Annotated in this window: 14 protein-coding genes; all 14 read right to left on the bottom strand. The window is 71.7% G+C overall.

Features of this window, described 5'->3' with window-relative positions; all coding sequences use genetic code 11:
• Positions 1-1,380: 1,380 nt before the first annotated feature.
• The 14 genes from bcsN to AC1MGR_RS13110 all read right to left on the bottom strand — a co-directional run bounded on the left by bcsN (position 1,381) and on the right by AC1MGR_RS13110 (position 22,400).
• On the bottom strand, positions 1,381-2,376 hold the full coding sequence (gene bcsN, locus AC1MGR_RS13175; protein ID WP_480231882.1) for a cellulose biosynthesis protein BcsN: 996 nt from the start codon (positions 2,374-2,376) through the stop codon (positions 1,381-1,383).
• Complete coding sequence (locus AC1MGR_RS13170) at positions 2,373-4,355, bottom strand: hypothetical protein (RefSeq protein ID WP_480231881.1); 1,983 nt, start codon at positions 4,353-4,355, stop codon at positions 2,373-2,375. The genes bcsN and AC1MGR_RS13170 overlap by 4 nt, the downstream gene beginning before the upstream one ends.
• Positions 4,340-5,473 carry a family 8 glycosyl hydrolase gene (locus tag AC1MGR_RS13165; protein WP_480234789.1) on the bottom strand — a complete coding sequence of 378 codons (1,134 nt, stop codon included), beginning with the start codon at positions 5,471-5,473 and terminating at the stop codon, positions 4,340-4,342. Before AC1MGR_RS13165 ends, AC1MGR_RS13170 begins: the two co-directional genes overlap by 16 nt.
• A 137-nt stretch (positions 5,474-5,610) precedes the next feature.
• On the bottom strand, positions 5,611-8,139 hold the full coding sequence (locus AC1MGR_RS13160; RefSeq protein ID WP_480231880.1) for a cellulose biosynthesis cyclic di-GMP-binding regulatory protein BcsB: 2,529 nt from the start codon (positions 8,137-8,139) through the stop codon (positions 5,611-5,613).
• 11 nt (positions 8,140-8,150) lie between these two features.
• Positions 8,151-10,571, bottom strand: coding sequence for a UDP-forming cellulose synthase catalytic subunit (bcsA, locus tag AC1MGR_RS13155; protein WP_480231879.1), 2,421 nt, complete (start codon positions 10,569-10,571; stop codon positions 8,151-8,153).
• A gap of 297 nt (positions 10,572-10,868) precedes the next feature.
• Positions 10,869-11,618 (bottom strand): cellulose biosynthesis protein BcsS, encoded by a 750-nt coding sequence (gene bcsS / locus AC1MGR_RS13150; RefSeq protein ID WP_108040694.1) that lies wholly within the window; start codon positions 11,616-11,618, stop codon positions 10,869-10,871.
• 569 nt (positions 11,619-12,187) lie between these two features.
• Positions 12,188-14,713, bottom strand: a complete 2,526-nt coding sequence (locus tag AC1MGR_RS13145; protein ID WP_480231878.1) for a response regulator — start codon at positions 14,711-14,713, stop codon at positions 12,188-12,190.
• Positions 14,714-14,886: 173 nt separating this feature from the next.
• A complete protein-coding gene (locus tag AC1MGR_RS13140; protein ID WP_480231877.1) occupies positions 14,887-16,545 on the bottom strand; it encodes an FAD-dependent oxidoreductase in 1,659 nt (552 codons plus the stop codon).
• Positions 16,546-16,724: 179 nt separating this feature from the next.
• Positions 16,725-17,561 (bottom strand): alpha/beta fold hydrolase, encoded by an 837-nt coding sequence (locus AC1MGR_RS13135; protein WP_480231876.1) that lies wholly within the window; start codon positions 17,559-17,561, stop codon positions 16,725-16,727.
• 100 nt (positions 17,562-17,661) lie between these two features.
• Positions 17,662-17,844, bottom strand: a complete 183-nt coding sequence (locus AC1MGR_RS13130) for a hypothetical protein (RefSeq protein ID WP_480231875.1) — start codon at positions 17,842-17,844, stop codon at positions 17,662-17,664.
• A gap of 889 nt (positions 17,845-18,733) precedes the next feature.
• Positions 18,734-19,138, bottom strand: a complete 405-nt coding sequence (locus tag AC1MGR_RS13125) for a hypothetical protein (protein ID WP_108040687.1) — start codon at positions 19,136-19,138, stop codon at positions 18,734-18,736.
• A gap of 781 nt (positions 19,139-19,919) precedes the next feature.
• Complete coding sequence (locus AC1MGR_RS13120) at positions 19,920-20,399, bottom strand: YidB family protein (protein WP_480231874.1); 480 nt, start codon at positions 20,397-20,399, stop codon at positions 19,920-19,922.
• Between the two features lie 80 nt (positions 20,400-20,479).
• Positions 20,480-21,889, bottom strand: a complete 1,410-nt coding sequence (locus AC1MGR_RS13115) for a TAXI family TRAP transporter solute-binding subunit (RefSeq protein ID WP_108040931.1) — start codon at positions 21,887-21,889, stop codon at positions 20,480-20,482.
• Between the two features lie 73 nt (positions 21,890-21,962).
• Entirely contained in the window at positions 21,963-22,400 is a 438-nt protein-coding gene (locus AC1MGR_RS13110) for a BA14K family protein (protein ID WP_108040933.1), read from the bottom strand.
• Between the last annotated feature and the right edge of the window lie 117 nt (positions 22,401-22,517).

Here is a 22,517-nt window from a genome sequence, read left to right as displayed (position 1 = left end):
GTCGGAAAATCGACGTTCTCTGCGCGGTGACCGACGTTGCTCGCTCTGCCGCATTGCGGTTTGCGCGACAATTAACGGTTGTCTCAGGGTGGAAAAATTAAGTTAGCTAACTATAGGATCACGCGTTAGGCTCAATTCGACGGTTGCTTGATAGAAGATAGCAACAGGTTCTTGGATCTCGATATAGTCGTTTTGTTGCGATGCGATATAAACCGCGCGACAGGGGAGAGGCAAGGGTTGGATCCGCAACCCCCACCTGTCGCCAGGACAGGTGGATGGCCGCCGAACATTGGTGGAGTCGCGTTGTGAGCGTGCGCTGACGCGCCATCCTGACCCTTCCGCAGGGGTTGGATGATTCCACTGACCGTCGGACCGCGCGACGGCTCATGCCCGCGTTCCGTCGCCTCCGGCCGACGGCGCGCTCACTGATTCGGCAGGATGGGCACGTCTGAGGCTGGGCTCTGGATGCAGGGCGCCGAGCCGTGTCACGCGCTCCGCGATCCCCGCGAACCGATCCGGACGCGCGAGGCGAAGGGCGTCCGGGACGGCAGCGCTGTCAGGTCTCGCGCGGCCTGCCATGGGACGTCGTCTCCCCCAGCGTGTTCGCCCGCATGCACGACCGGACCCGCCTCGACCCGCGATGGTCCGACCGCCTCGCCCATCGGACGCGCCCGCTCGGCCTCGGACGTGCCCGCGGCCACCGATCCGGCGAGACCAACGAGCTTCGGCATCGAGGTGTCGGCATGGCTGTGCCCAGCGTCGGGCGCCACGCGGCAGGGATGCCGCGTCCGTGGTTGGTCGTGGGATGGTCATAGGATGACGCGGCCGTCATCCTCGCTGCGGGCCACCGAGGGGAGACCCGATCGAGGATCGTCTCGCGGATGAGCGGTCCCACCCGCTGCAGGCCGTGGGGTCGGGCCACCCGCCGGATCAGCAGGTCCTTGCGATCGGTGCCCCGCCACGGTGAGGACGTGCGCCACCTGGGGCGCCAGGGCCGGTGGTGCTCGCCGTTGAAGGAGCCGATGCCGGGGGAGCGCCGCGCGAGCGCGAAATCGGGATCGCGCAGGCGGCGCACGAGGTCGGCGACGACGGCCTGGACCTCGGGCCGGGTCGCGCGGCCGGCTCTTACTTCCGGAGACGCCGTCCGGGACGAAGGTCAGGCGCCCTGCCGGGTCCTCGGCTCAGCGCAGCCCCCCGGCTCACGGTAAAGCCGACCGGGGCCGAAGCAACGCCGCATGCGTCGACCCGGGCCATGTATCCGTAGCCCATCACCCCTGCTGCCTGATTCTTCGCGCGCCAAGCTGGGTGTTCTAGGTTGCGGATACGACGGATCAGGAAAATCACAGTTCGCATGATCTGTCGTCGCTGGGCGGGCTCCGCCTAGGGCGGCGGCCGAAGGGCCCGTGCCGGGAGTTCGCGGGCTATGAGATCCTCGACCTCGGCCCGGTTCGGGGCCGGTCTGGGGGCCATGATCGCGGCGGTGCCGTCCGGCAGCGCGGCATCCGTGATGTAGCGCGGGGCCTGTCCCTCGCCCGGCGGCACCGGAACCGGTACCGCGGGGGCTGCCGCGCCGGGCCCCGGCACGAGGTAGCGCTGCGTCTCGCCGGATTGCTCGGAGGCCATGCGGCGCGTCGAGGTCTCCGGCCGCTTCTCCGCGACGGGCCGTTCCATCGGGCCGGGCGGACGGAGCACGGTCTCCGATCCCGGCGCAGTGTCGCGGGGCGTCCCGGTCGGCCGGGCGACCGCCTCGCGCCGCCGCGGCGGCGAAGGCCGGCGGGCGATCGTCTCCGGCTGGAGGCGGGGCGCATCGGCGGGGTTGGCGAAGAGCCGCATCGACTCCACTGAGCGGGTCAGGTCGGCGAGGGTGGTCGTCGCCGTGCGGCAGAGCTTGATCCGCACCGAGGCGGCGGGTGCCGCGGACTCACTGCCGAACAGGGCGGACGGCCGCTTCCGCGCCGCCTCGCCGCCGAGATCGATCCACTGCCAGGCGTAGAGGCAGTCGTTGCCCACGGCGAGGCCCACCGGACCGTGGGCGTTGCGGTGCGCCTGGGTCACCACCCGCATGGTCTCGCCGGGGAAGCGCGCCCGCAACTCCGCCGCGACCCCCGTCCGGCTCGGCTTGGCCATGGCGAGGGCGGGACCGGAGCCCCCCTCCCCGCTGCGAACGCTCACCTCGGCGACCCCGCGCGGATCGTCTCGGAAGGTGATCCGCTGGGCATAGCCGTCGCGGTACGAGTTCTGCGCCACGTCGGAGACGGGGCCGGCGCCCGGCAGGTCGAGCGCCGCGCGACCGGGACGGGCGGCGGCGGGTAGCGCAGGCAGGATCACCAGCGCCGCCAGCGCCGCCGCAGTTCCGGAATGCCGTATCCGACTCATGGCTGCTGCCCGGCGTTGGAGCCGGCCTCGACGAAGGTGGCGCGTTGCGATCCCGGAATGCCGAAGCGGTCGGATTCCCGGCTCGAGCGGGTCTGGCCGTTGGCGCCGGCGGCCTGCTGGTCCTGCCACTGGGTGCCGGCGGGCGGATCGGACAGGGTGGAGGCCTGGGTCATGCCGTTGTAGCCCGGCAGCAGGGCGAAGCCGTAGCGCTCGTAGGGCATCGTCCCGGCGCCCGGCACCCGGCGGGCGACCAGGGGCGGTGCACCCGTCGCGGGCTCGGCCAGGAAGCCGCCGGCACTGCGCTCGGGCATCTGCCGCGCCAGGGCGGCCGGCAGGTAGCGGAACGGGTTCTCGGAGGCGACGGACAGCGGGAATTCGCTGCGCAGGACCGGAAGGGGACGCACCGCGCCGTTGGCCGAGACGTCGGGCTTCGGCACGCGGCCGTAGGCGGCAGGGGCGCGGGCGGTGTTCGCGAGCACGGCCGTCGCGGCCGGGGCTGCGGGCTGGCGTGCGCCGGCCGGTGGCGCCGCCGCGACGCTGCAGGCGAGCGGCGGACCCTCCGGCCCCTCGCGGAACAGCAGGTCCACCACCTTCGGGAACAGCCCGTCGTAGCGGTTGACGATCTCGAGGTACTCGCGCGTGCGCTTCAGGCGCTGGAGCGCCAGCGCGTAGCCGAGCACCGTCGACTCGCTCGGCAGCCAGGCGATGCCGTGCTGGAACCACTCCAGGGCGGCGTCGAACTGGCAGGAATTGTACGCGTACCAGCCCAGCGCCTGAGCGCCCTCCCCGGAACTCGAGGCCAGCGTCACCTTCGCGTAGCGGTTGATCCGGTCGAGATCGATGAAGGCGGGGTTCGCCTGGGTGAGCTTGCGCTCCAGGAGCTCGATGAACAGGATGCTGTTGCCGACGTACTTGTCGCGCCAGGCATAGGCCACCTCCTCGGCCTCGCGCGTCATGCCGACCGCGCGCAGTGAATGGGCGAGCCCGTGGGCGATCATCGCGTCGCCGCCGCGGCTGATCGCGAGCTTGAACCAGTCCAGCGCCTCGCGGAACTGCTGGCGCTTGTAGGCGTACCAGCCGAGGAGACCGGTCTCGCGCGGGTCACCGGTCTTGCGGGCCTGGGCCTGGAACGCGGCGATGTCGGTGGTGGTGGGCTCGTGCGCGGCCTCGTCGTGCAGGAAGGCGACGATCCGCGCGCGCGTGATGTCGATGGCGATGCGCCGGAACTCGGAATTGCCGTCGGAATCCGTCCGTCCGAGGGCGATGAGCTGCTCGGCCGCGGCCATGGGCAGGTTCGACATGGCCTTCTGGATGGTGGCCAGGCGGGCGCCCGTGTCGTTGCTGGTATCCAAGACGGACTTGTAGAGGTTGTAGGCCTGGGGCGTGGCCTCCTCGGCCGCCAGCGCGTCGGCGACGATCCAGATGCTCTCGACGTCGCTGGGGTCGAGGGCGCTCGGATCGGCGCGGTAGAGGGCGACCACGTCGAGGTTGCGCTTGGCGCTGGCGAGTCCCTTGAGCCGGCTCCGGAACCCGGCGCGGCGCAGCTTGCGCGCCAGCTCCTCGGAGGGTTGCCAGGCCCCGTCCACCGTGCGCCGCGCCGCGATGGCGGCGTAGAGGTCGTCGAAGCGGCCCGCGGTGAAGAGATCCCAGAGGGGGGCCTCCTCGGGGGGGCTCGGCTGCAGCGTGTCGAGGTCGGTGGGCTCGGTCCAGCCCGGGTAGAGCTGCTTCAACCGCGCGGCCTCCGCCTTCATCCGGGCGGTCTGCTTCTGCGCCGCGTAGTAGCGCAGGGCGCTCTCGTCGACCATGCCGTGGGCCGCCGATCCCGTCGGGTCGACGACGATGGCGGGCGCGCGGCTGGCATCCTCGCCGCCGGGACCCTGTGCGAGGGCCGGGAGGGTGAGCGCCGCGAGGGCGACGCCCATCGGGAGGCCGAGGGGCGCGGGGCCACGGCTCCGCCGGCGCGCTAACGCTTCAAGCATGACGGTCCCCTCATCTGCGCGGCCACCATGGCCAGGAGATGCAGCGTGGTCGGATAGTAGTTCTCGTTGCCTTGCACCTGGCTGAAGCCGTCGGGGAGCGGCGTTCCCTTGACGGTACACAGCAGCAGGCTGGAGAGGGCCGCGTAGCCGCTCTCGCCGAGCCACTCGACCGTGCGCCCGTCGCTGGTGTCCACGATGGGCAGGCGCTCGCGGTCCGGCCCGGACCAGAGGGCGACGAAGGGGTCGTAATCCTCCCGCCGTCCCACATCGGCCCAGGCCATGTAGAGGGGGATCCGGATCGCGTTGTAGGAGAAGAGCGGCGGGAAGCCGTCCGCGGGACGGGGCTGGTCGCCCTTCAGGGAGATCCATTCGGTGGGTAGGTTGGCGCTGCCGAAGCGGGCGCGGCGCAGGAGCCGCAGGCCGCTGCGCGTCAGGGCGTCCCAGTCGTATTCCGGAGCCACCAGGGGCAGGCGCGCGAAGGCCGGGAAGACCCAGTAGGACAGATTGATCAGGGGACCGTCGGCACGCTCCCCCGCCGAGAAGCCCGTGACCGCCGGCAGGAGCAGCGCCCCGTTCCGGTCCTTGAACAGGATGGCGCGGCGGCCGACCTCGACGGCGATCCGCCGGGCCGCCACGCGGTAGCCGGCGTCGTCCCAGGCCTCGGCGGCCTCCGTCAGCGCCCAGGCGACCAGGATGTCGCCGTCGGTGGCGTCGTTCAGGTCCGCCACCGCCGGGCGCTTGCCCGGCTCCCAGCGCCAGGCCAGGAGGGAATCCGGACGCACCATCAGGTTGGCGCGGGTCCAGCCCCAGAGCCGCTCGAAGGTGGGCCGGTCGTTGGCCGCCACGGCGAGCAGCATGCCGTAGCCCTGTCCCTCGCTGTGGCTGATCCCGCCATTGGCGGTGTCGACCACCCGCCCGGCCTCGGTGACGAAGCGGGACCGGTAGAGGCGCCAGCCCTCCTGGTCCTTCAGGCTCCCGACGAGCGCCTGGGTCGCGCGGGCGGAATCGTCCTTGACCTGCGGCGCCGCCGGCAGGGCGATGGCGGGGGGAACGGAGCTCGGCAGGTCCGGCATGGCGGGGTCACGGGGCTGGGGATCGCGGGCCGAGCCGGCGGGCATCAGCGCGGGCCCGCCGTTGACCCGGGCATCGGGCCCGCTCTGGGCCCGGGCCTCGGGTCCGGCGGCGAAGCCGGTCGCGAGGCCCGTGGCCAGGGCGGCCGCGAGGGCTGCGCCGCGGACGGTCCTGAGCGGGCGTCTCATGCATTCCTCCGGCCGACGTTGCGGACCATGAGCGCGGTGGTCAGCCCGAGGCAGAGCGCCAGGGTCAGCGCCAGCGTCGCGTAGACGGCGGGATTCATCGAGAGCCAGCCCGCCACCACGAGCCGGAGGTTCCAGAGCGAGGGGGCCCGGGTCTCCACGATGCGGACGGTGTCGGGCTCGACCGTGTCCAGGCGGCCGTCGGCGGCATCCAGGAAGGCGAAGCGCCCGCCGATCCGCGACCAGACTTCCGGATCGATGAGGCAGGCCACGGAGGCCTTGAGCAGGAGCGGGTTCGGCGCCGTGATCAGGGTGGTGGTGTCGTCGAGGCCGATCCCGCCGCTGGACAGGGCCTGGGCCAGGATCAGCGAGGCGCGCGGCGGCACGGCGGAGGCCCGCTCCGAGGCTTCCGCATCGATCCAGGTCCGCGTCTCGCCGAGCAGGCCGCGCACCGTGCTCGAGGCCCGCTCCACCAGGCCGTCGGCGGCCTCGAGCAGGGGATGGCGCGCGCGCAGGGTCTCGTCCCACTTCGTCACGAGGTCGCCGTCGCTGGCGGCGGCCCTGCCGGCGCGGGCCCCGGCGGAGGCGTCCGGTCCGGTGCCGCGGGGCGTCACCGGGCCGGCGACGCGGAAGCTGAGATCCGGCAGGCTGCAGCGTGCCGGCACGTTGCGGCGCAGGCGGTCGAGGGTCGGGGCCGGCACCGAGCCGGACTGGCCCGCCGGACGGGCCGTCTCGGCGCGGGCCTCCCAGATCCGCCGGATCTGCTCCGGATCGAGGCCGAGCCCGGTCAGGGTCGCGGGCGCCACGGCGCGGACCGGAGCGACCACCAGGGTCGGCCCCGTCCCGCTCTGCGCCTCGGTGGCCAGCTCGAAATCGATCACCCGCCCGGCCGCGCTCGCCAGCCGCGCGGCGATCATCGCGCCGGCCGCCACCGTGTCCCGATCGAGGACGGGCAGCACGAGGCGCGGCCGCTTGCCATCCTCCAGGAAGGGGGCGCCGCCGCTGGTGGTGGCGGCGAGATCCGGGATCCGGGCGGCGCGGGCCAGGTTCGGGACGGTCACGGTGGTCCGGTCGAGGAACAGGAAGCGCTCGCGCTTCGACTCCGCCGTGCCCGCGGCGCAGGTGGCATCGCCGGGCGTCGGCACCTGGGCGGAGATCTCGACCCGGTTCAGGCCCGGCCGCCACAGGCCCAGGGGCAGCGGGATGGTGTTGTTCTCGAAGACCTCGCCCCGCGTCTGCGGCAGGGGCACGCTGGCGGCGTTGCGGCCGTTGAGGTCGACGAGGATCCGCGCCTCGGACGAGAGGCCGGACGCGTAGGCCCCCGAGAGGTTCAGGAGCATCTTGCCGTAATCGGCGGGCAGGAAGTCCGGCGGCAGCTGGACGTCGAAACGGGTGGTCAGGAGGCGTCCGGAGAATTCCCGGGTCACCACGCCGAGGGATTGCAGCGCGATCCGGTCGCCGCTCTCCAGGGGGGCGCCCCGCAGCAGGGCCGCGGCCTTCAGGCCGCGCGGCGTGCCGTAGGGCTCGGTGCCGCGGGCCAGGGTGGCGATCGCCGACTCGATCTCGTCGTAGCTGGTGCCGCTGACGACGAGGGCGGGGGCCCGGTCCTCCCGCGGCGGCAGCATCGCCAGCTTCGGACCGGTGATCGGGCCGACGGCCTCGATGTCCGGCGTGCCGCGCAGTTCCGCCGCGGTGCCGACGATGAGGTTGATCCCGGCCCGGCCGGTCATCACCGAGCCGAACTCCACCACCGGGCGGGCGATGCGCCCGACGAGGCCGATCGCCTCGATGGCGTGGAACATCCGCTCCAGGCGGGGCAGGCTCGGCTTGTCGTTGATCACGACGCGGACCGGCAGGGCGCCGCCGTCGTCGGGTTCCAGCGCGGCGAGGTCCTTCAGCTCGATGCCCGCGGCCGCCACCGGGGCCACGACGAGGCCGGAGCGCGAGGGATCGATCTGCGTCCAGAGCTCGTAGGTCGCGTCGAGGGAGCAGTCGACCCGGTGGCGCTGGCTCGCCGACAGATCGACGGCGTTGTAGCCGAGCTTGAGGCTGCCCTCGGGCAGCTCGAACTCCACCACCTTGACGGCGCCGGGCGCCTGGATGCGGGTGCGGCCGACCACGACGCCGTTGACGCTGGCGACGAGTTCCGAGGTCTCGGGCGCCACCGAGATGGCGGAGAGGTAGGACACCCGCAGGCGGGGACGCCCGCGGCTCTGCGCCTCCGTGACGTAGACGGGGAAGCGCAGGACGTCCTCCTCGCCCTCCAGGCGGAACCCGCCGGTGGTGGCCGGCAGGCGCCGGGCGGGCCCGATGGACCCCAGGGCGCCCTCCCGGGCCGCCGGGGACGGCGTCGGGGCGACGGCGGCCGCCGGCCCGCGCGCGGGCTCGCGGCGCAGGGCGTCGCCCGCGGGGGGAACCGAGAAGCGCTCGGCGGGGCCCGCACCGATGAAGCTCTGGGGCCGGGCCTCGGTGGCGCCGCCCACCAGCGCCAGCGCGAGAAGCCCGCGGGTGATCGTCGTGACACGCATGCGAACCTCCCTCACGACCGGGCGTGCAGATCGGCGCCGCGGCCGCCGCCCGCCGCTCCGCCGAGCAGGCGATCGTTCTCGAATTCCAGCATCAGGCGGACCCAGTCGGTGCCCGGCTCGCCGTCGTTGCTGCGCGCGAAGCTCGGCCGAGCCGGCAGGGGGTTCTCGGCCGGGCGTGGCCGGGCGGCCTCCGCCCCGCCGGGGCTGCCGCCGGGCAGGAGCGGCGCCCGCGGCGCGGCGCGTGGAAGGGCCGTGTCGGCCGTGGGGGCGGCCGCTGCCCGCGGGCGCGGCTTGAACAGGTAGCTGAAGGCGCGGAACGGCTCGACCAGGCCCCACCAGATCAGCTGCAGGGTGCCCGAGACGATGTTCTTGTGCCGGCGCCGGCCCTGCTGGAAGCGCAGCAGCGCGCCGGCATCGCCGTACATCAGGCTCGCGAGGCCGGCATAGCCCTGCGCGTCGAGGGGCTGGAAGCGCAGGGTCACCACCACGTCGTCGCCCGCATGGGCGATCGTCCCGACCTCGAAGGGCAGCACGCCGCCGGCGGGGGCTCCGTCGAGGGGCTGCACCGTGAGCTGGCCGGTGCGGTAGGTGCTGCCGGTGCCGAACGGCAGGACGTCGGCCCCGAACCGGACGGTGCAGCCGACGGCCGAGGCGCGGTCCACCGCCACGTCGAGGGCGCGGCCGGCCAGCATCATCCGGCCCTGCCGGTTGATCGCCAGGGAGGGGCTCGCCTCCGTGACCCGGCGCTCGGCCACCACGCCGAGGGCGGCGCCTGCCATGAGCAGGTTGAAGAAGTTCCACAGGCCGACCACGAGCATCAGGTTGGTGACGCCGGGCTCGAACAGGTAGCGGTAGAGGGCGGTGGCGCAGCCGAGCAGCAGCAGGCCGTAGACGGCGAAGAACGGCCAGGCCAGGGCGGAGAGGTGGTCCTGCTCCAGGGTCGTGCCCTTGGCGGTGACGTTGAAGGTCGGGCGCCGGGGCGAGACGATGACCGAGGCGATGGCGCGGAACAGGAACAGGCCCTGGACGTACTCGTACAGTTCGGAGACGAAGGGCCAGCGGAACTTCCCGTAGACGTAGTTCTGCATCATCAGGTTGATGACGACGTAAGTCGCCGTATAGGCGATGGATTCATCCACGCTGGCGACGAAAATCTTCAGGTCGAAGAAGATGTGCAGCAGCGGCGAGAACATGAAGATCAGCCGCGGCACGGGGAAGAACCAGAACGTCATGCTCGACAGGTAGGCGACCTTCTGGATCGCGTGCAGGCCGCCCTTGAACAGCGGGTTCTTCAGCAGAAGGATCTGGAACATGCCCTGGCACCAGCGCGAGCGCTGGCCGATGAAGGCCTCCAGGGTCTCGGGCTGCAGGCCGGCGATCAGGGGCTTGTCGACGTAGATGCTGTTCCAGCCGCGGGAATGCAGCTCGAAGGCGGTCTCGCAATCCTCCGTGATGGTGACGCCCGAGAAGCCGCCCGCCTCGTCGAGGGCGCGCCGGCGCAGGAGCGCGGCCGAGCCGCAGAAGAACGAGCCGTTCCACTTGTCGAGGCCGCGCTGCGTCACCGAATAGAACATCTCGTTCTCGGAGGGCATGCGGTCGAAGGTGCGCAGGTTGCGCTCGATCGGGTCGGGATTCAGGAAGGCGTGCGGCGTCTGCACCAGGAACAGGCGCGGGTCCTGGGCGAAGTACCCGATCGTGTCCTGCAGGAAGGAGCGGAACGGGACGTGGTCGGCATCGAGCACCACGACGATCTCGCCCTGCGAGTGCTTGAGCCCGTTGTTGAGGTTGCCCGCCTTGGCGTGCTGGTTGCGGGCGCGGGTGCGGTACTCGACCCCGAGGGAGGCGGCCAGGGCCTGGAGCTCCATCCGCCGCCGCATCGCGGCCTGCGCCTTCACCGGATCGGGATCGGCGCATTTCTGGTCGGTGCCGCCATCGTCGAGCAGCCAGACCGTCAGCTTGTCGGCGGGATAGTCGATGAGGCGGGCGGCCGCGAGGGTGACCGAGAGGATGCCCGCATCCTCGTTGTAGCTCGGTACGAAGATGTCGACGGTGGGCAGCGCGTCGAGGGCCACCGGGTCATCGGCGGCGGCCACCGGCGGGGGGGCGCGCCGGAGCGGGTCGGCGTTGATGGTCAGGCTGACGAACAGGATGAAGACGCAGTAGAGCTCGCCCAGGAGGAGCAGGAGTCCGAAGCCGAAGCTGACCGGATCGCCGACCGAGGGCAGCGTGTTCGTCACGCGCCAGAACATGTAGCGCAGCACGACGAGGCTGCCCAAGGCGAGGAAGACGAAGCGCGCCGGCTGGTTGTCGAAGAACACCCACAGCACCACCATCGCCGCCATGGCGCAGAGGCTCATGATCAGCTGGTCCTGCGTGCTGACGGGTTGGCTCAGCAGGACGAGGACGGCAGCGGCCGACGCGATCCAGGCCATCCAACGAAATGCACTTGCCACGAGCCTGCCCTTCCGCAATCGGCGTCGCCCGCGTTCTCCCGAGGCGGACCCGGGCCCAGGGGGCCTTCAGGGTCGCGGCCTGCGCGGGAACGGGACGACGCAATACCTGTGAACCACCGGAGCGATCTGCCTGCCAACGCAGTCCCGGCCACACGTCGCAGGGATTGTGCATGGCCGGGACTGAACGTGCTCAACTGTTGTAGGATGGGACATCTGAAGAAACGTGACCGACGCGCACCCGCTCGCAATCGAACCTAACAAAGTCTGAAAACGCGTCTAAAATGCCGTCCTGGCTTCGACCGTCGAATAGTATCCGCTGCCCTGGATGCGGTCCTTCACGTAGCCGACGCCGACGGCCATCTTGATCGGGCCAAAGGAAAAGCCGGTCAGATGTCCGCCGATGCGGTACTGGTTGAAGAAATTGTCGCCGAGGAACATGGCTTCGGGACCGATATAGACCCCGTCGGCGACCATGTACCCGACGCGGAAGCGCGAATAATAGGCGTTGAACTGGGTCGAGTACGAACCGTAGGCCGAGACCATCGTGTTCTCGGTCGGCCGGGCATAGAAGTTGGCCGCGAACTTCGCGCCCACGCCGGTTCCGACGACGGGATTGCCCGGATCGAGGATCGACAGCTGGTTGCTGCGCACGTTGAAGCCGACGAAGCCGGCCAGGGCCGCATCGCGCCAGATCCACTCGTAGCCGCCCGAGAGGGCGCCCTCCTGCTGGTAGCCCGTGACCCGCTGGCCCACCTTCTGCCCGGGATAGCTGTAGGTGCCGGCGACGCCCTCGACGCGCAGGCGGGGGCCGCTCTCGAGGAGCGTGCCCTCCGTGGCGATCGTGCCCGTCGCCGAGCCGAAGGCGGAGCTGTTGGAGGTGACCGCGACCGAGGCGTCGACCGCCACCGTCCAGTTGTCGTCCAGGATCACCGGCTCCGCACCGGTGTACCAGTCCGCGGCGACGACGGCGTGCGAGGGGCCCAGGATCAGGGGCAGGGTCGAGGCGAGGAGGGCGATGCGCGACATCGAGGCGGATGATCCGTTCCGTGAGGCATTCGCGCGCGATGGATGGAAATCGACGGCGTCCGCTCGCGGTAATTCATCGACCTTCGGGGTTAATTGAATCTTAACGCGGCCACGAAAGCTGGATCTCGCAAGTCGCGAGGGCCGGCGTTGTGCTTTCCTGCAGCATACGATGTGCTTGAGGGCGGCGTCTCATCCAAGACTTGCTGATCGCAATGACCATATAAAGAGCAAGCGCACAAAGAAGCGGCTGAGGATTTGCGTTGGTCCGCGACTATTCTGACAACATCCAGGCAGTTTGAAGCTCCGGATTCTCAAGACAATGCGGCCGAAGCGCGTGGTGAGTCGGGTCTGTTGCGGGTTTCGACCGCCGGCGCGCCGCCGAGACGGGATGGTTCGTCCTTGGAACCGCGGTCGCGGCCGCCGCGCGGGCCGCCGATCCGGGACCGGATTTTTTCTGAGGATGGCCCTGTGGATTGTCCGCCCGCGGCCGCGCTCGCGCCGGGGTCACCCCCGGCTTCGCGTCGCTGCCCCCTCGGGCGGGACGCGGGCCGGGCGGCCCTCAGGGGCCCTCAGGCGGCTTTGGCGGCCGGGTCGCGGGCCGCCCGGCGCATCACGGCGGCGAGGTCCCCGTAGCGGAACGGCTTCTCGATCTGCAGGAAGGCCCGGGCGCTTTCCGGCAGGTGGCCCTGCGGGCCGGCGAGGACGATGCGGATCCCCGGATGATGCTGGACCACCGTGGCGGCGAGCTGCAGGCCGCTCATCACCGGCATGCGCTGGTCGGCGACCATGACGTCGAAGCCCTCCGGCGCATCGAGGAGCGTCAGCGCATGCTCGGCGGAGCCGGCCTGGGTGACGAGGTGACCGAGGTCGGAGAGCGCCTCGGCGAAGCTCTCGCGGACCAGGGTGTCGCTGTCGACGAGCAGGACGCGCAGGCGCGGCTGGACCGCGGCCGTCTCCTCGTGGCCGGCCTCGGCGGGGGCCTCGCTGGCGGGGATCCAGATCTCGGCCAGGAAGGCGGAATCGCCGCGCCCGTCGGCCACGAGGCGGAAGCCGCCGCCGATACCGCTGAGCAGGCTCGCCACGGCGGCCGTGGAGCGCTCCTCGCCGGCCGGCTTGACCGGGGCGGGGAGCCGCGCCGGCGTCCCGCTGGCCAGGACCAGGCGCACGTAGCGGCCCGGACGCAGGGCGATCCCGTCCTCCTCGGACAGCACCCGCTCGTCGGCGCCGATCGCGAAGCCCTCGGAGCCGAGGTCGCGGACGTGGAAGGCGAGGTTCAGCAGCACGGCCTCCAGCACGGCCTCGCTGCACTGGGCGCGCGCGAGCCCGGAGCGGACCCGGAGCTTGATCGGTGCCTGGTTCAGCACGTTGGCGCTGAGGAACGGCACGAAGGCGCTCAGGGCGGTCCCGATCTCCGTCTCCTGGAGGGTGGAGTCGTCGCGGCGCACGAACCGGACCAGGCGGCGGGTCAGGCTGGAGCCGCGCTGTGCGCCTGCGAGGGCCGCCTCGACCAGGCGCACCTGGTCCGGGTTGAGGCCGTACCGGCGCTTGAGCGTGCCGAGGTTGCCGCTGATCACGGTGAGCAGGTTGTTGAAGTCGTCGACCACCCCGTCGATGACCTGGCGCAGCATGCTCTCGCCGCGCCGTTCGGTGGCCTGGGCCCTGCCGTCGGAGGGGGCTGTCCCGTCCTGCGCGCCCGTCTCCCCGCCGGCCAGGCCGGCGGGAATCTCGCGGCTCAGGGCGTGGAGGCGGGCCGCGCCGGGGGCGGAGACCTCGGCGCTGCCGCGGATGAAGCGGACGAGGAGGCGCCGCGACTCCTGGCCGTCCGTCGTGTCGGCGCGGCGCAGGACCACGTCGTGCGGGCCCTCCCCGTCCAGGGCGGCCTGCATGGTGAAGCGCATCAGGTCGCGATCCTGCGGCTTGATGCCGTCCGTCAGGTCGGTGAGTGCGACGGCCCGGTCGGAGGTGGCCGCGACGCCCGGGGCGCTGGCATCCACCCAGGTGACGTTGCCGGCGTCGGTGTCGATCTCCCAGTAGGTCCAGCCCGACATCGCCTCGAAGGTGCGCAGGCGCTCGCGCACCCGCGCCAGGGCGGTGCGGGCCTCCTGCAGGGCGCGGGCGCGGCTGCGCTCGCGGGCCGCGAGATGCTCGGCGCTCGCCCGGAACTCGGCGATCCGCGAGGGCACGATCGCCTCGCCGTCCGCTTCCGTGATCCGGGCCAGGCGCCGCGTCAGGCGCCCGGTGAGGGCGTAGGCCAGGGCCGCCGCGAGCAGGGCGGCGGCGAGCCAGAGCGCACAGAGGCGCGGGTCCGGCAGGCCGAGACCGGCGCCGCGTGATTCGGTCGTGCGGGCGACCGCGAGCCAGCCCGACGGGCCGAGGTCGCCGTAGCCGGCGCTCGGGGTGGCGTGCTCGGCGGTGCGGGTGCCCCCGTCGGCGCCCGGCCGCGGGGCGCCGCTCACCAGAGCCCGGCCGTCGGGCGCCAGGACCGTGAGGGCGAGGGTGGAATCCGGCGTGGGCTGCGCGCGCAGGATTCCACCGCGGAGATCGGCGAGCCAGCTGTCGGCCAGGCGGGCGACGAGGTACTCGGTGTTGCGGGCGCCCGATCCGGCGACGGGGATCGCGACCTCGAAGGGGACGGGGTCACGGGGTGTCGCGGAGGCCGTGACGAGGGTCGTGGAGGCGTTCCGTGCCCCGGCGAACCAGGGCTGTCCCGAGACGTCCCGGCCGATCATCTCCTCGTGGCCGGCGGCCCGGACGCGTCCGTTGGCACCGACCAGGAGGATGTCGGCATAGGCCGGGCGCAGGTCGGACCAGGCGCGCAGCACGGCCTGGGGATCGGCATCCATCAGGCCGGTGCCGGTCTGGCGAAGGGCCACGGCCGCGGTGCGCAGGTCCTGCGACACCTCGAAGAGGCTGCGGTCGAGGGCGCCGGCGAACGCCTCGGAGGTGCGGCGGACCTGGGCGGCATCCGGCCCGGAGCCGCGCGGCGGGCTGGTCAGCGCGAGGCTGCTCCAGACCATGACGGCGCTGAGCACCACGACCGTGCCGGCCTGGACGGCGGCCACGGACTTGAGAGAAACGCGATCCAATCCCAACATGCCGCTGATCGCTCCGCTGCCTGCACTTCCCGAAACGCGACACCAGACGGACGGGCCCCGCAACCTGTGGGGATAAGATGGTTAATTTTCCTTTAAATTCAGTTGGCGCGCGGCGCTGATCAAATGTTCGACCGGCGATATTGGTCGGGCCGACCGGATGGCGGCCGGACCGATCAGGGCTCCGTCTGCAGGAAACCGTGAACCGCCTGCACCACCACCGAGCCTTCGCCCACCCCGGAGGCTACGCGCTTGACCGAGCCCGCGCGCACGTCCCCGACGGCATAGAGGCCCGGGACGGTGGTGGCGTAGGGCGACGCGGCGGGTGTCCCGTCGGGTCGGAACCCCGTCGGCACGAAGCCCTTCGGGTCGAGGGTGAGGCAGTCGGCGAGCCACCCGGTGTTCGGCATGGCCCCGATCATCATGAACACGTTCCCGACGGCCCGGGTCTCACTCCGGTCGCGCGCCCGGTCGGTCCAGGTCACCCCCGTCAGGGTGTCGTCGCCGTGGAACGCGGTGATCTCGGTCCGCGCGTGCAGCGTGATCCGCGGCGACGCGGCGATCCGGCGGACGAGGTAGTCGGACATGGTCGCGGCGAGGCCCTCGGCCCGCACCAGGAGATGGACATGGGCCACGGTGCGGGACAGGAACATCGCGGCCTGCCCGGCCGAATTCCCGCCGCCGACCACGATCACCTCCGCGCCGGTGCAGAGCTGCGCCTCCATGGCGGTGGCGGCGTAGTGGATGCCCTGCCCCTCGAAATGCGCGTAGCGCGGCAGGTCGAGCCGCCGGTAGCGGGCGCCGGTTGCGGCGATGACCGCACGGGCGGGAATGGCCGTGCCGTCCTCGAGGAGCACCCGGAAGGCCGGTCCCCGGCAGTCGAGACCGGCCGCCATGCGGGAGATCGCGAGCCGCGCCCCGAACTTCTGGGCCTGGACCTGTGCCCGGCCGGCCAGCGCCTGACCGGAGATGCCGGTCGGAAAGCCGAGATAATTCTCGATCTTCGAGGACGTGCCCGCCTGCCCGCCCGGGGCCAGGCCCTCGACCACGATGGTGTCGAGCCCTTCGGAGGCGGCGTAGACCGCTGCGGCGAGGCCCGCCGGACCGGCGCCGATCACCGCGACGTCGTAGACGCGGTCCGGATCGAGCGCCTCGGTCAGACCGAGGATATCGGCCAGGTCGGCGTTGCTCGGGTTGCGCAGGACCGCTTCGCCCGGTGCGAGGACCACCGGCAGGTCGGCCTCCGTCAGGCCGAAGCCGTCGAGCGCGTCGCGCGCCGCGCCGTCGAGGGCGACGTCGAGGATGCGGTGCGGATAGGCGTTGCGGACGAGGAAGCGCTCCAGGCGCAGGGTCTCGCGCTGGTGGCCGAGGCCGATCAGGACGACCCCGCCGCGCCCATGGCGGATCAGCCCGACCCGGCGCAGGATGAAGGCCCGCATGATGATCTCGCCGATATCGGGTTCCGCGGTGACCAGCCGGCGGAAGGCCGCGCGGTCGATCCGCACCACCCGCGCGTCGCTGGCCGCACGGCCCGAGACCAGGATCTCGCGATCGTTGAACAGGTCGAGCTCGCCCGTGAACTGGCCTTCGGTATGCACGGTGAACACGGTCGCCCGACCGGCGTGGTCGGTCTCGAACATCTCGATCCGTCCGGTCCGGACGAGGAAGAAATCCACTCGCCGCTGACCGCGCGCGAAGATCACCGTGCCCGCCGGCAGGGTTTCCTCCCGGCCGTAACCGGCGACGCGCTGTGCCATCGCGTCGTCGAGGTGCGGGAAGGTCTGCGCGGCACGCTCGTCGCCGTCGGTCCCCGTCGTCAGGGCAGTGTCGCTCATGTCGGAGCACTCCGTCACGTCGTACCGGCCGTCACCGCCGAAGCGGCCGAGCGCGCGTCCCGGGGCAGCCTCCGATCCCGCTGGGGAAGCATCGCTCCCGCCCCGCCCTCCCCCGCCGTGGCGCGGTCGTGGACCGCGGGGCGCGCAGGGCCATGGCGCTCGGAGGCGACGTTCGGGGATCAGCCCTTCACGAAGGCGAGGAGGTCGGCGTTCAGGACCTCCGCATTCACCGTGAGCATGCCGTGCGCATAGCCCGGATAGGTCTTGATCGTCCCGTTGCGCAGGAGCTTGATCGACTTCAGCGCCGCATCGGCGATCGGCACGATCTGGTCGTCCTCGCCGTGCAGGACCAGTGTCGGGACGCCGATGGCCTTGAGGTCCTCGGTCTGGTCGGTCTCGGAGAAGGCCTTGATCCCGTCGTAATGGGCCTTCGCGCTGCCCATCATGCCCTGGCGCCACCAGTTCTGGACCACCCCGGGAAGCACCGTCGCGCCGTCGCGGTTGAAGCCGTAGAAGGGGCCGCCCGCGACATCGAGGAAGAACTGCGCCCGGTTCCCGGCGGTCGCGGCCCGGAAGCCGTCGAAGACCTCCCGCGGCAGGCCCTCGGGGTTGGCCTCGGTCTTCAGCATCAGGGGCGGCACCGCCGAGACCAGCACCGCCTTGGCGACGCGCCCGGCCGGTTCGCCGTGCCGCGCGACGTATCGGGCGACCTCGCCGCCCCCGGTGGAATGGCCGATATGAACGGCGTTGCGCAGATCGAGCGCCTCGACCACCGCGAAGGCGTCGGCGGCGTAGTGATCCATGTCGTGGCCGCCGGCGACCTGGGCCGAGCGGCCATGGCCGCGGCGGTCATGCGCCACGACCCGGTAGCCCTGGTGCAGGAAGAACAGCAGCTGGGCATCCCAATCGTCGGACGAGAGGGGCCAGCCGTGATGGAACATGATCGGCTGGGCGTCCTTGGGACCCCAATCCTTGAAGAAGATTGCGACGCCGTCCTGGGTGGTGACGTAGGTCATGACGCTGGCCCCGGTCTGAGAGGGAGAGATCGTCGCGGTAACGGGCGGTCCGGCTCCACGCGCATCGGGCATTCCGGCGCGTGGTCGCGGGCCGACCGCCTCAGCGGCCTTCCGAAGTGGTGAGCATCGGCCGCGTGTCCATGAAGCCGGGACCGTCGGTGCGGCCGGCCTCGCAACGACGGCCGGGGGCTACGCGGGTCGACAGCGTGGAGACGCCGATCCGGCGCCCGGTGGGGTCGTCCGCCGGGCCGGTACCGGGCAGAGGTGTCGCGGGCAGCAGCATCGGTCGCGGCTCTCGATCATCGTGACCCGATGGCGCGCCGAAGGACCAGCGACCGCGTCGGGGACGCCATGAGCTATGGCGTCCGGTGGTCGACCGGGCTTGACGATTCGCGTCGCGATTTGGACGAATGCGGCATGGCGCCGGGACCCGGACGGCGCGCCGTACCGGCGGACCGCGTTCGGCTCCGCTCCGGCTCGGTCCATCGATGGCTCCGGTGTTCTGCAGGGCGCCTTGGGCAGGGCGCCTTGGGCAGGGCGCCTTGGGCAGGGCGCCTTGGGCAGGGCGCTTTGGGCAGAGAGCCTTGGGCAGGACGATCGTCCACGCACCATCGAGTAACGCTTGGACGGGGAGACACCGGTGCATGCACCGGGTTCCGTTCGGTTCCGATCCTCCCCGAGCCTGCTGGACGGCGTCGCGACCGGAGGCGTTGCCCCTGGCATCGGGATCGGTCGCGTGCTGTAGCGCGGCTTTCGCCTGCAGGATCCTGTCCTGCGCGATCCTGTCCTCGGATGAGAGGACGGCGGACGTGGACGCTTCAAAGTCCTTCGATGCCACGGTCGTGTTGGTCGGCTTATTCTCCGATTGTGCGCGGACATCGGCCGGCGACGCAGCGCGTGGGCGTTTCTGCGGTCCGGTGTTCGGCTGGGACACGGGGGCAGGCATGCCCACCTGGGTGCCGAGTCCGCGCCCCACCAGGGCGATGGCATCGCTGCAGGGGCCACACTCCCGGGCGAATGCCGCCGTGCCCACGAGGCCGAGGACGAAGGTTTGTGCCGTCGGACGTGTCGTGACTGGAACGCATCTGTCGATGCGCCCGGAGACGAATCCGGGCGCATCGACCTGTCAGCGCATCAGGCCGCCGGTAGGCGTCCGGTGCGGACGGTTCGAATCAGTAGCCGTACCCGTAGGCCGGGTAGCCGTAGCCACCGCCGTAGCCGTAAGCGGGCGCATAGCCGTAACCGCCGCCGTAGTAACCGACCGGACGGCCATAGCCGTAACCGTAGCCGCCGTAGCTGTTCGCCACGATGGCGCCGGCCGCGAGGCCCGCGATGCCGAGGCCGATGGCCGCGCCGGGGCCGATGCCGCGACGGTAGCCGTAGCCGCGACCATAGCCCCGGTACCCGCCGTAGCCGCCCCGGAAGCCGACGCCGCGATAGCCGTAGCCCCCGTGGCCGTAACCGTAGCCGCCATGGCCGTAACCGCCACCGTAGCCCCAGCCGCGGGCCTCGGCGGGTGCCGATGCCAGCAGGCCGAGTCCGAGCAGGGCCGTCGAAGCAAGTGCGAGCTTGCGCATGCGATCTCTCCTATCGTGTGGGATGTGGGTTCATAACAGCCCGGAGCCCGGCACGTTCCGGTGCGGGCCATGGTTCAACACGTCACAGGGTCAGTAGCCGTTTCCGCCGAGATAGGCATCGTAGCCTATAGCGGGTGCAAAGCCGTGGGAAACCGTGGGTGGTCCACCCCAGGTATAGCTCTGGCCGACCGGATAATGCGCACCGTCGCCCTGAAGGTGCAGATGAGGGCTGTGCAGGGATCGCGATGCCTTGATCGCTGTAGCCTCACGTCTGAGGCTGTTCCTGAGAAGTGAACCGGCAGATGCCAAGATGCGCATAGGGGTTCCGGGCTCCGACTTGGAAGCCGAGAACCAGATCAGGACAGAACCGTTCCTTCACTTGCGCGTCAGGCGCCACGCCAGGGCGTGATCTTCGATGCTCGGGCCGGCCCGCGCGAGCGGTCCGACCGGGGACGCTGCAGGGTTCCGACGCTCCTGCCGGCCGGGACCGAGGCGCTCCCGGCTCCGTCGGAGCGCGGTGCCCTCGACAGGGCGGAGACCCTGGGTCTCAGGAGCCCGCCAGCATGCTCGTGGACTGGAACACGACGAAGACCAGCGTCAGCAGGGCTGCGGCCGCGGCGAGGTAAGTCACCGCCTTCATGAACTTGGACATGGTTTCGGAAGGCTCCATCCGGGAAAACGTTTCGGCGCGCCGCGACCCGCAGGTCGAGCCTCAGGGGGCCGCCGCGCGTGGCCAGGCCTCGCAAGGCCCGGACGCGCGCGACGGGACCCTGGTGGCGGGTCAGGCCGGACGACCGTCGGCGGCGTAGCGGTCGATGGCCGAGGGCAGCTCGCGCGAGAGCCGGGAGAGGAGCGCGCCGCGGCTCAGGCCGGTCTGCTGGGTCAGGTGGTCGAGGGTGTCCGAGCCGATGGCCCGCTCCAGGTCCGCCTCGGGGATGTCGCGGTTGGGGCCGTGGTTGACCCAGGAATTCGCCGTCTCGCCGTGGCCGCCCTTGGTGAAGTGGTCGACGAGTTCGCTCAGGCCGCTGGCGATCAGGCCGCCGACCCCGGCGGTGCCGACGCCGCCCAGAAGCCCGGCCAGACTGCCGAGGCCGCCGCCGGAGGGGGCGCTGGACGCCGTGTTCGGGATCGGCGGGACGGTGCGCTGCGGCGCGCCGGCCTCGTGGCCCTTCAGCAGCTCGGCGAGCTTGTCGCGGTTCTGGTAGCCGGCCACGGCCAGAAGGCCCAGCAGCGCGGTCATCGAGGGGTAGCCCTTGCTCATCTTTGGTCTCCGCTTGTGAGGGTGGAACGGTGGTGGGGGGTGGAAAGGGACCGGGCCGGCACCGGCCCGGACGCGCGTCGTCAGCCCGCCGCGGCGGCCTCCGTGGAGGTCGTGCGCCCGGCCAGATCGGTCGAGTCGGCGGCATACTGGCTGGCGGCGATGGTGCGCTTGACGGTGGAGCGGGCCGCATCGATGGCGATGGCGGCCGCCGACATGGTGCGGGCCTCGGTCGGGCGTTCGAGGGCGTGCTTGGCGATGTCGCCGGCCAGGTCGTCGATCTCGCGGGCGAGCTGTTCCAGGCGCGGCGCATCGGCGCTGTCCTGCGCCTCCTGCCGGATCTCCAGCAGGCGGTCGGTGGCCTCCTCGATGCGCTCGCGGCGCAGGCGCGACAGGCGCTGCCCGACCCAGGCGACGGCCGAACCGATGCCACCGCCGAGGAAAGCGACGAGGTAGATCCAGGTCTCGTAGCGCTCGACGAAGCCCTGCTGCTCGCGCTCGAAGAAGTCGACCGCACCGGGATGGATCGGCAGCCGCGCGCTCGTCGCGCCCGCCGTGCTGTCGTAGCTCGGCGCCTGCACGTAGTCGGCCGCCGGCGTCACGTTGGCCATGCCGCTGCGCATCTCGAACAGGTGCTGGGTGACGTCGGCCGCGACCGGGCGGGAGAGGCTGGTCCGGGCCATGAGGCGGTAGGAGGCGCCCACGGTATGGACATCCTCCGCCGGCACCTTCGGATTCCCGCCGAAGGTCTCGGCCGGCATCGTCACGGCCTGGAGGCGCGGCAGGCGCGCGATGATGGCGTCGGCGTTCTCCACGTCGACGAAGGCGACCTTCCCGCTCCGGCTCACCCCCTGCACGATGCCGACGATGCGCTGGGCGGTGGGCGAGGTCGGGGCGATCACCGAGACCACCGCGTCGATCCGCTTGCGGGTGAAGGCGCCGGCGAGCTCCGCCTCGGTCATCTCCACCAGGGCCACGTGGCGCGGCGGCACCGGTCCGTCGGGCTCCTTGTCGAGAAGGGTCAGGCCGTAATGCTCGACCATCGCCTTGATCAGCGCCTGGTCGGCGTCGCGATGCGCCAGGATCGCGAGGCGCTTGCGATCGAGCTGCGGGAAGCGGGTCAGCCCGGAGCCTTCCGGCGAGGCGATGATCATCGCCTGGTCGCGCAGGATCGCTAGGGTCAGCCCGTTGTCGGGCAGGTCGACATCGGGACGCACCACGGCGAGGTCGGCCCGTCCCTCCTGGAGGGCGGCGGCGCTGTCGCGCACGTCGTCGAGGGCCAGCACCTTCAGGCGGATCTCCTTGTGGCGCTTGGCGAGGGCGTCGGCATAGGCCTGGATCAGGGCCGGCTCGGTCCCGTCCCGGGGTGCCACCGCCACGGTCAGGACCGTGGCGCGGGACACCCAGTAGGCCGCCCCCGCCGCGAGACAGAGGAGGACGGTGAGCAGCAGGAACACGAGTTCCGGGCGCAGGAGAACCTTGGCGAACTTCATCGACGGTCGTTCGCTCCCTCCCGGCCCGGGGTCCGATCCCCCGCCGCGTCCTCCGGATCCGGCATGAACGAACCTACGGGCAGGAATGCCGCGCGCCGTCGTTGCCGAGGTAGGTTCCGCTGGCCGCATCGTAGGAGCGGAAGCGGCGGGCGCAGGCGGCCACGGCCTCGGCCGGCACCCCGCGCGGAGCGGCCTGGGCCTGCGAATTCGCGATCGCCCCACCGATGATCGCGCCGGCGGCGAGCCCGGCCACACCGGCCCCGACCGCCGCGCCGACGCCGGGCCCACGGCGATAGCCGTAGCCGCGACGATAGCCGTAGCCTCGACCGTAGCCGCGTCCGCCCCGCCAGCCGTGACGGTGACCGAACCGACGATACTGCACGTACGCCGTCGGCAGGTCTCCGTGCGCCAGGGCCTCGACGGCAGGGCTGTGCGTCGTCGGGGCTGCCTGGGCCGGGAGCCCGACCAGGGCCGCGGCGACGGTGGCGGCGAGGGCGAGGGTCAGCTTCATCGTGGGGTGTCTCCTGACGGATGGTGGAGGCGTGCTCGGGGTGGGCTCAGTAGCCCCGACGGTTCGGCGGGGCGGCGGAACGCCCGCCGAAGCGGCGGCTGACGTAGGCGATAACCT

It is taken from the genome of Methylobacterium sp. BI1, from assembly GCF_056680125.1.
Note: the sequence above shows the minus strand (reverse complement) of the source record. Positions and strands in the feature narration are given on the sequence as shown.

Bases quoted from the DNA above. Each gene is read 5' to 3' on its own strand.
- bcsN (WP_480231882.1), bottom strand. From the start codon at position 2,376: ATGAGTCGGATACGGCATTCCGGAACTGCGGCGGCGCTGGCGGCGCTG.
- AC1MGR_RS13170 (WP_480231881.1), bottom strand. From the start codon at position 4,355: ATGCTTGAAGCGTTAGCGCGCCGGCGGAGCCGTGGCCCCGCGCCCCTC.
- AC1MGR_RS13165 (WP_480234789.1), bottom strand. From the start codon at position 5,473: ATGCCCGCCGGCTCGGCCCGCGATCCCCAGCCCCGTGACCCCGCCATG.
- AC1MGR_RS13160 (WP_480231880.1), bottom strand. From the start codon at position 8,139: ATGCGTGTCACGACGATCACCCGCGGGCTTCTCGCGCTGGCGCTGGTG.
- bcsA (WP_480231879.1), bottom strand. From the start codon at position 10,571: ATGGCCTGGATCGCGTCGGCCGCTGCCGTCCTCGTCCTGCTGAGCCAA.
- bcsS (WP_108040694.1), bottom strand. From the start codon at position 11,618: ATGTCGCGCATCGCCCTCCTCGCCTCGACCCTGCCCCTGATCCTGGGC.
- AC1MGR_RS13145 (WP_480231878.1), bottom strand. From the start codon at position 14,713: ATGTTGGGATTGGATCGCGTTTCTCTCAAGTCCGTGGCCGCCGTCCAG.
- AC1MGR_RS13140 (WP_480231877.1), bottom strand. From the start codon at position 16,545: ATGAGCGACACTGCCCTGACGACGGGGACCGACGGCGACGAGCGTGCC.
- AC1MGR_RS13135 (WP_480231876.1), bottom strand. From the start codon at position 17,561: ATGACCTACGTCACCACCCAGGACGGCGTCGCAATCTTCTTCAAGGAT.
- AC1MGR_RS13130 (WP_480231875.1), bottom strand. From the start codon at position 17,844: ATGCTGCTGCCCGCGACACCTCTGCCCGGTACCGGCCCGGCGGACGAC.
- AC1MGR_RS13125 (WP_108040687.1), bottom strand. From the start codon at position 19,138: ATGCGCAAGCTCGCACTTGCTTCGACGGCCCTGCTCGGACTCGGCCTG.
- AC1MGR_RS13120 (WP_480231874.1), bottom strand. From the start codon at position 20,399: ATGAGCAAGGGCTACCCCTCGATGACCGCGCTGCTGGGCCTTCTGGCC.
- AC1MGR_RS13115 (WP_108040931.1), bottom strand. From the start codon at position 21,889: ATGAAGTTCGCCAAGGTTCTCCTGCGCCCGGAACTCGTGTTCCTGCTG.
- AC1MGR_RS13110 (WP_108040933.1), bottom strand. From the start codon at position 22,400: ATGAAGCTGACCCTCGCCCTCGCCGCCACCGTCGCCGCGGCCCTGGTC.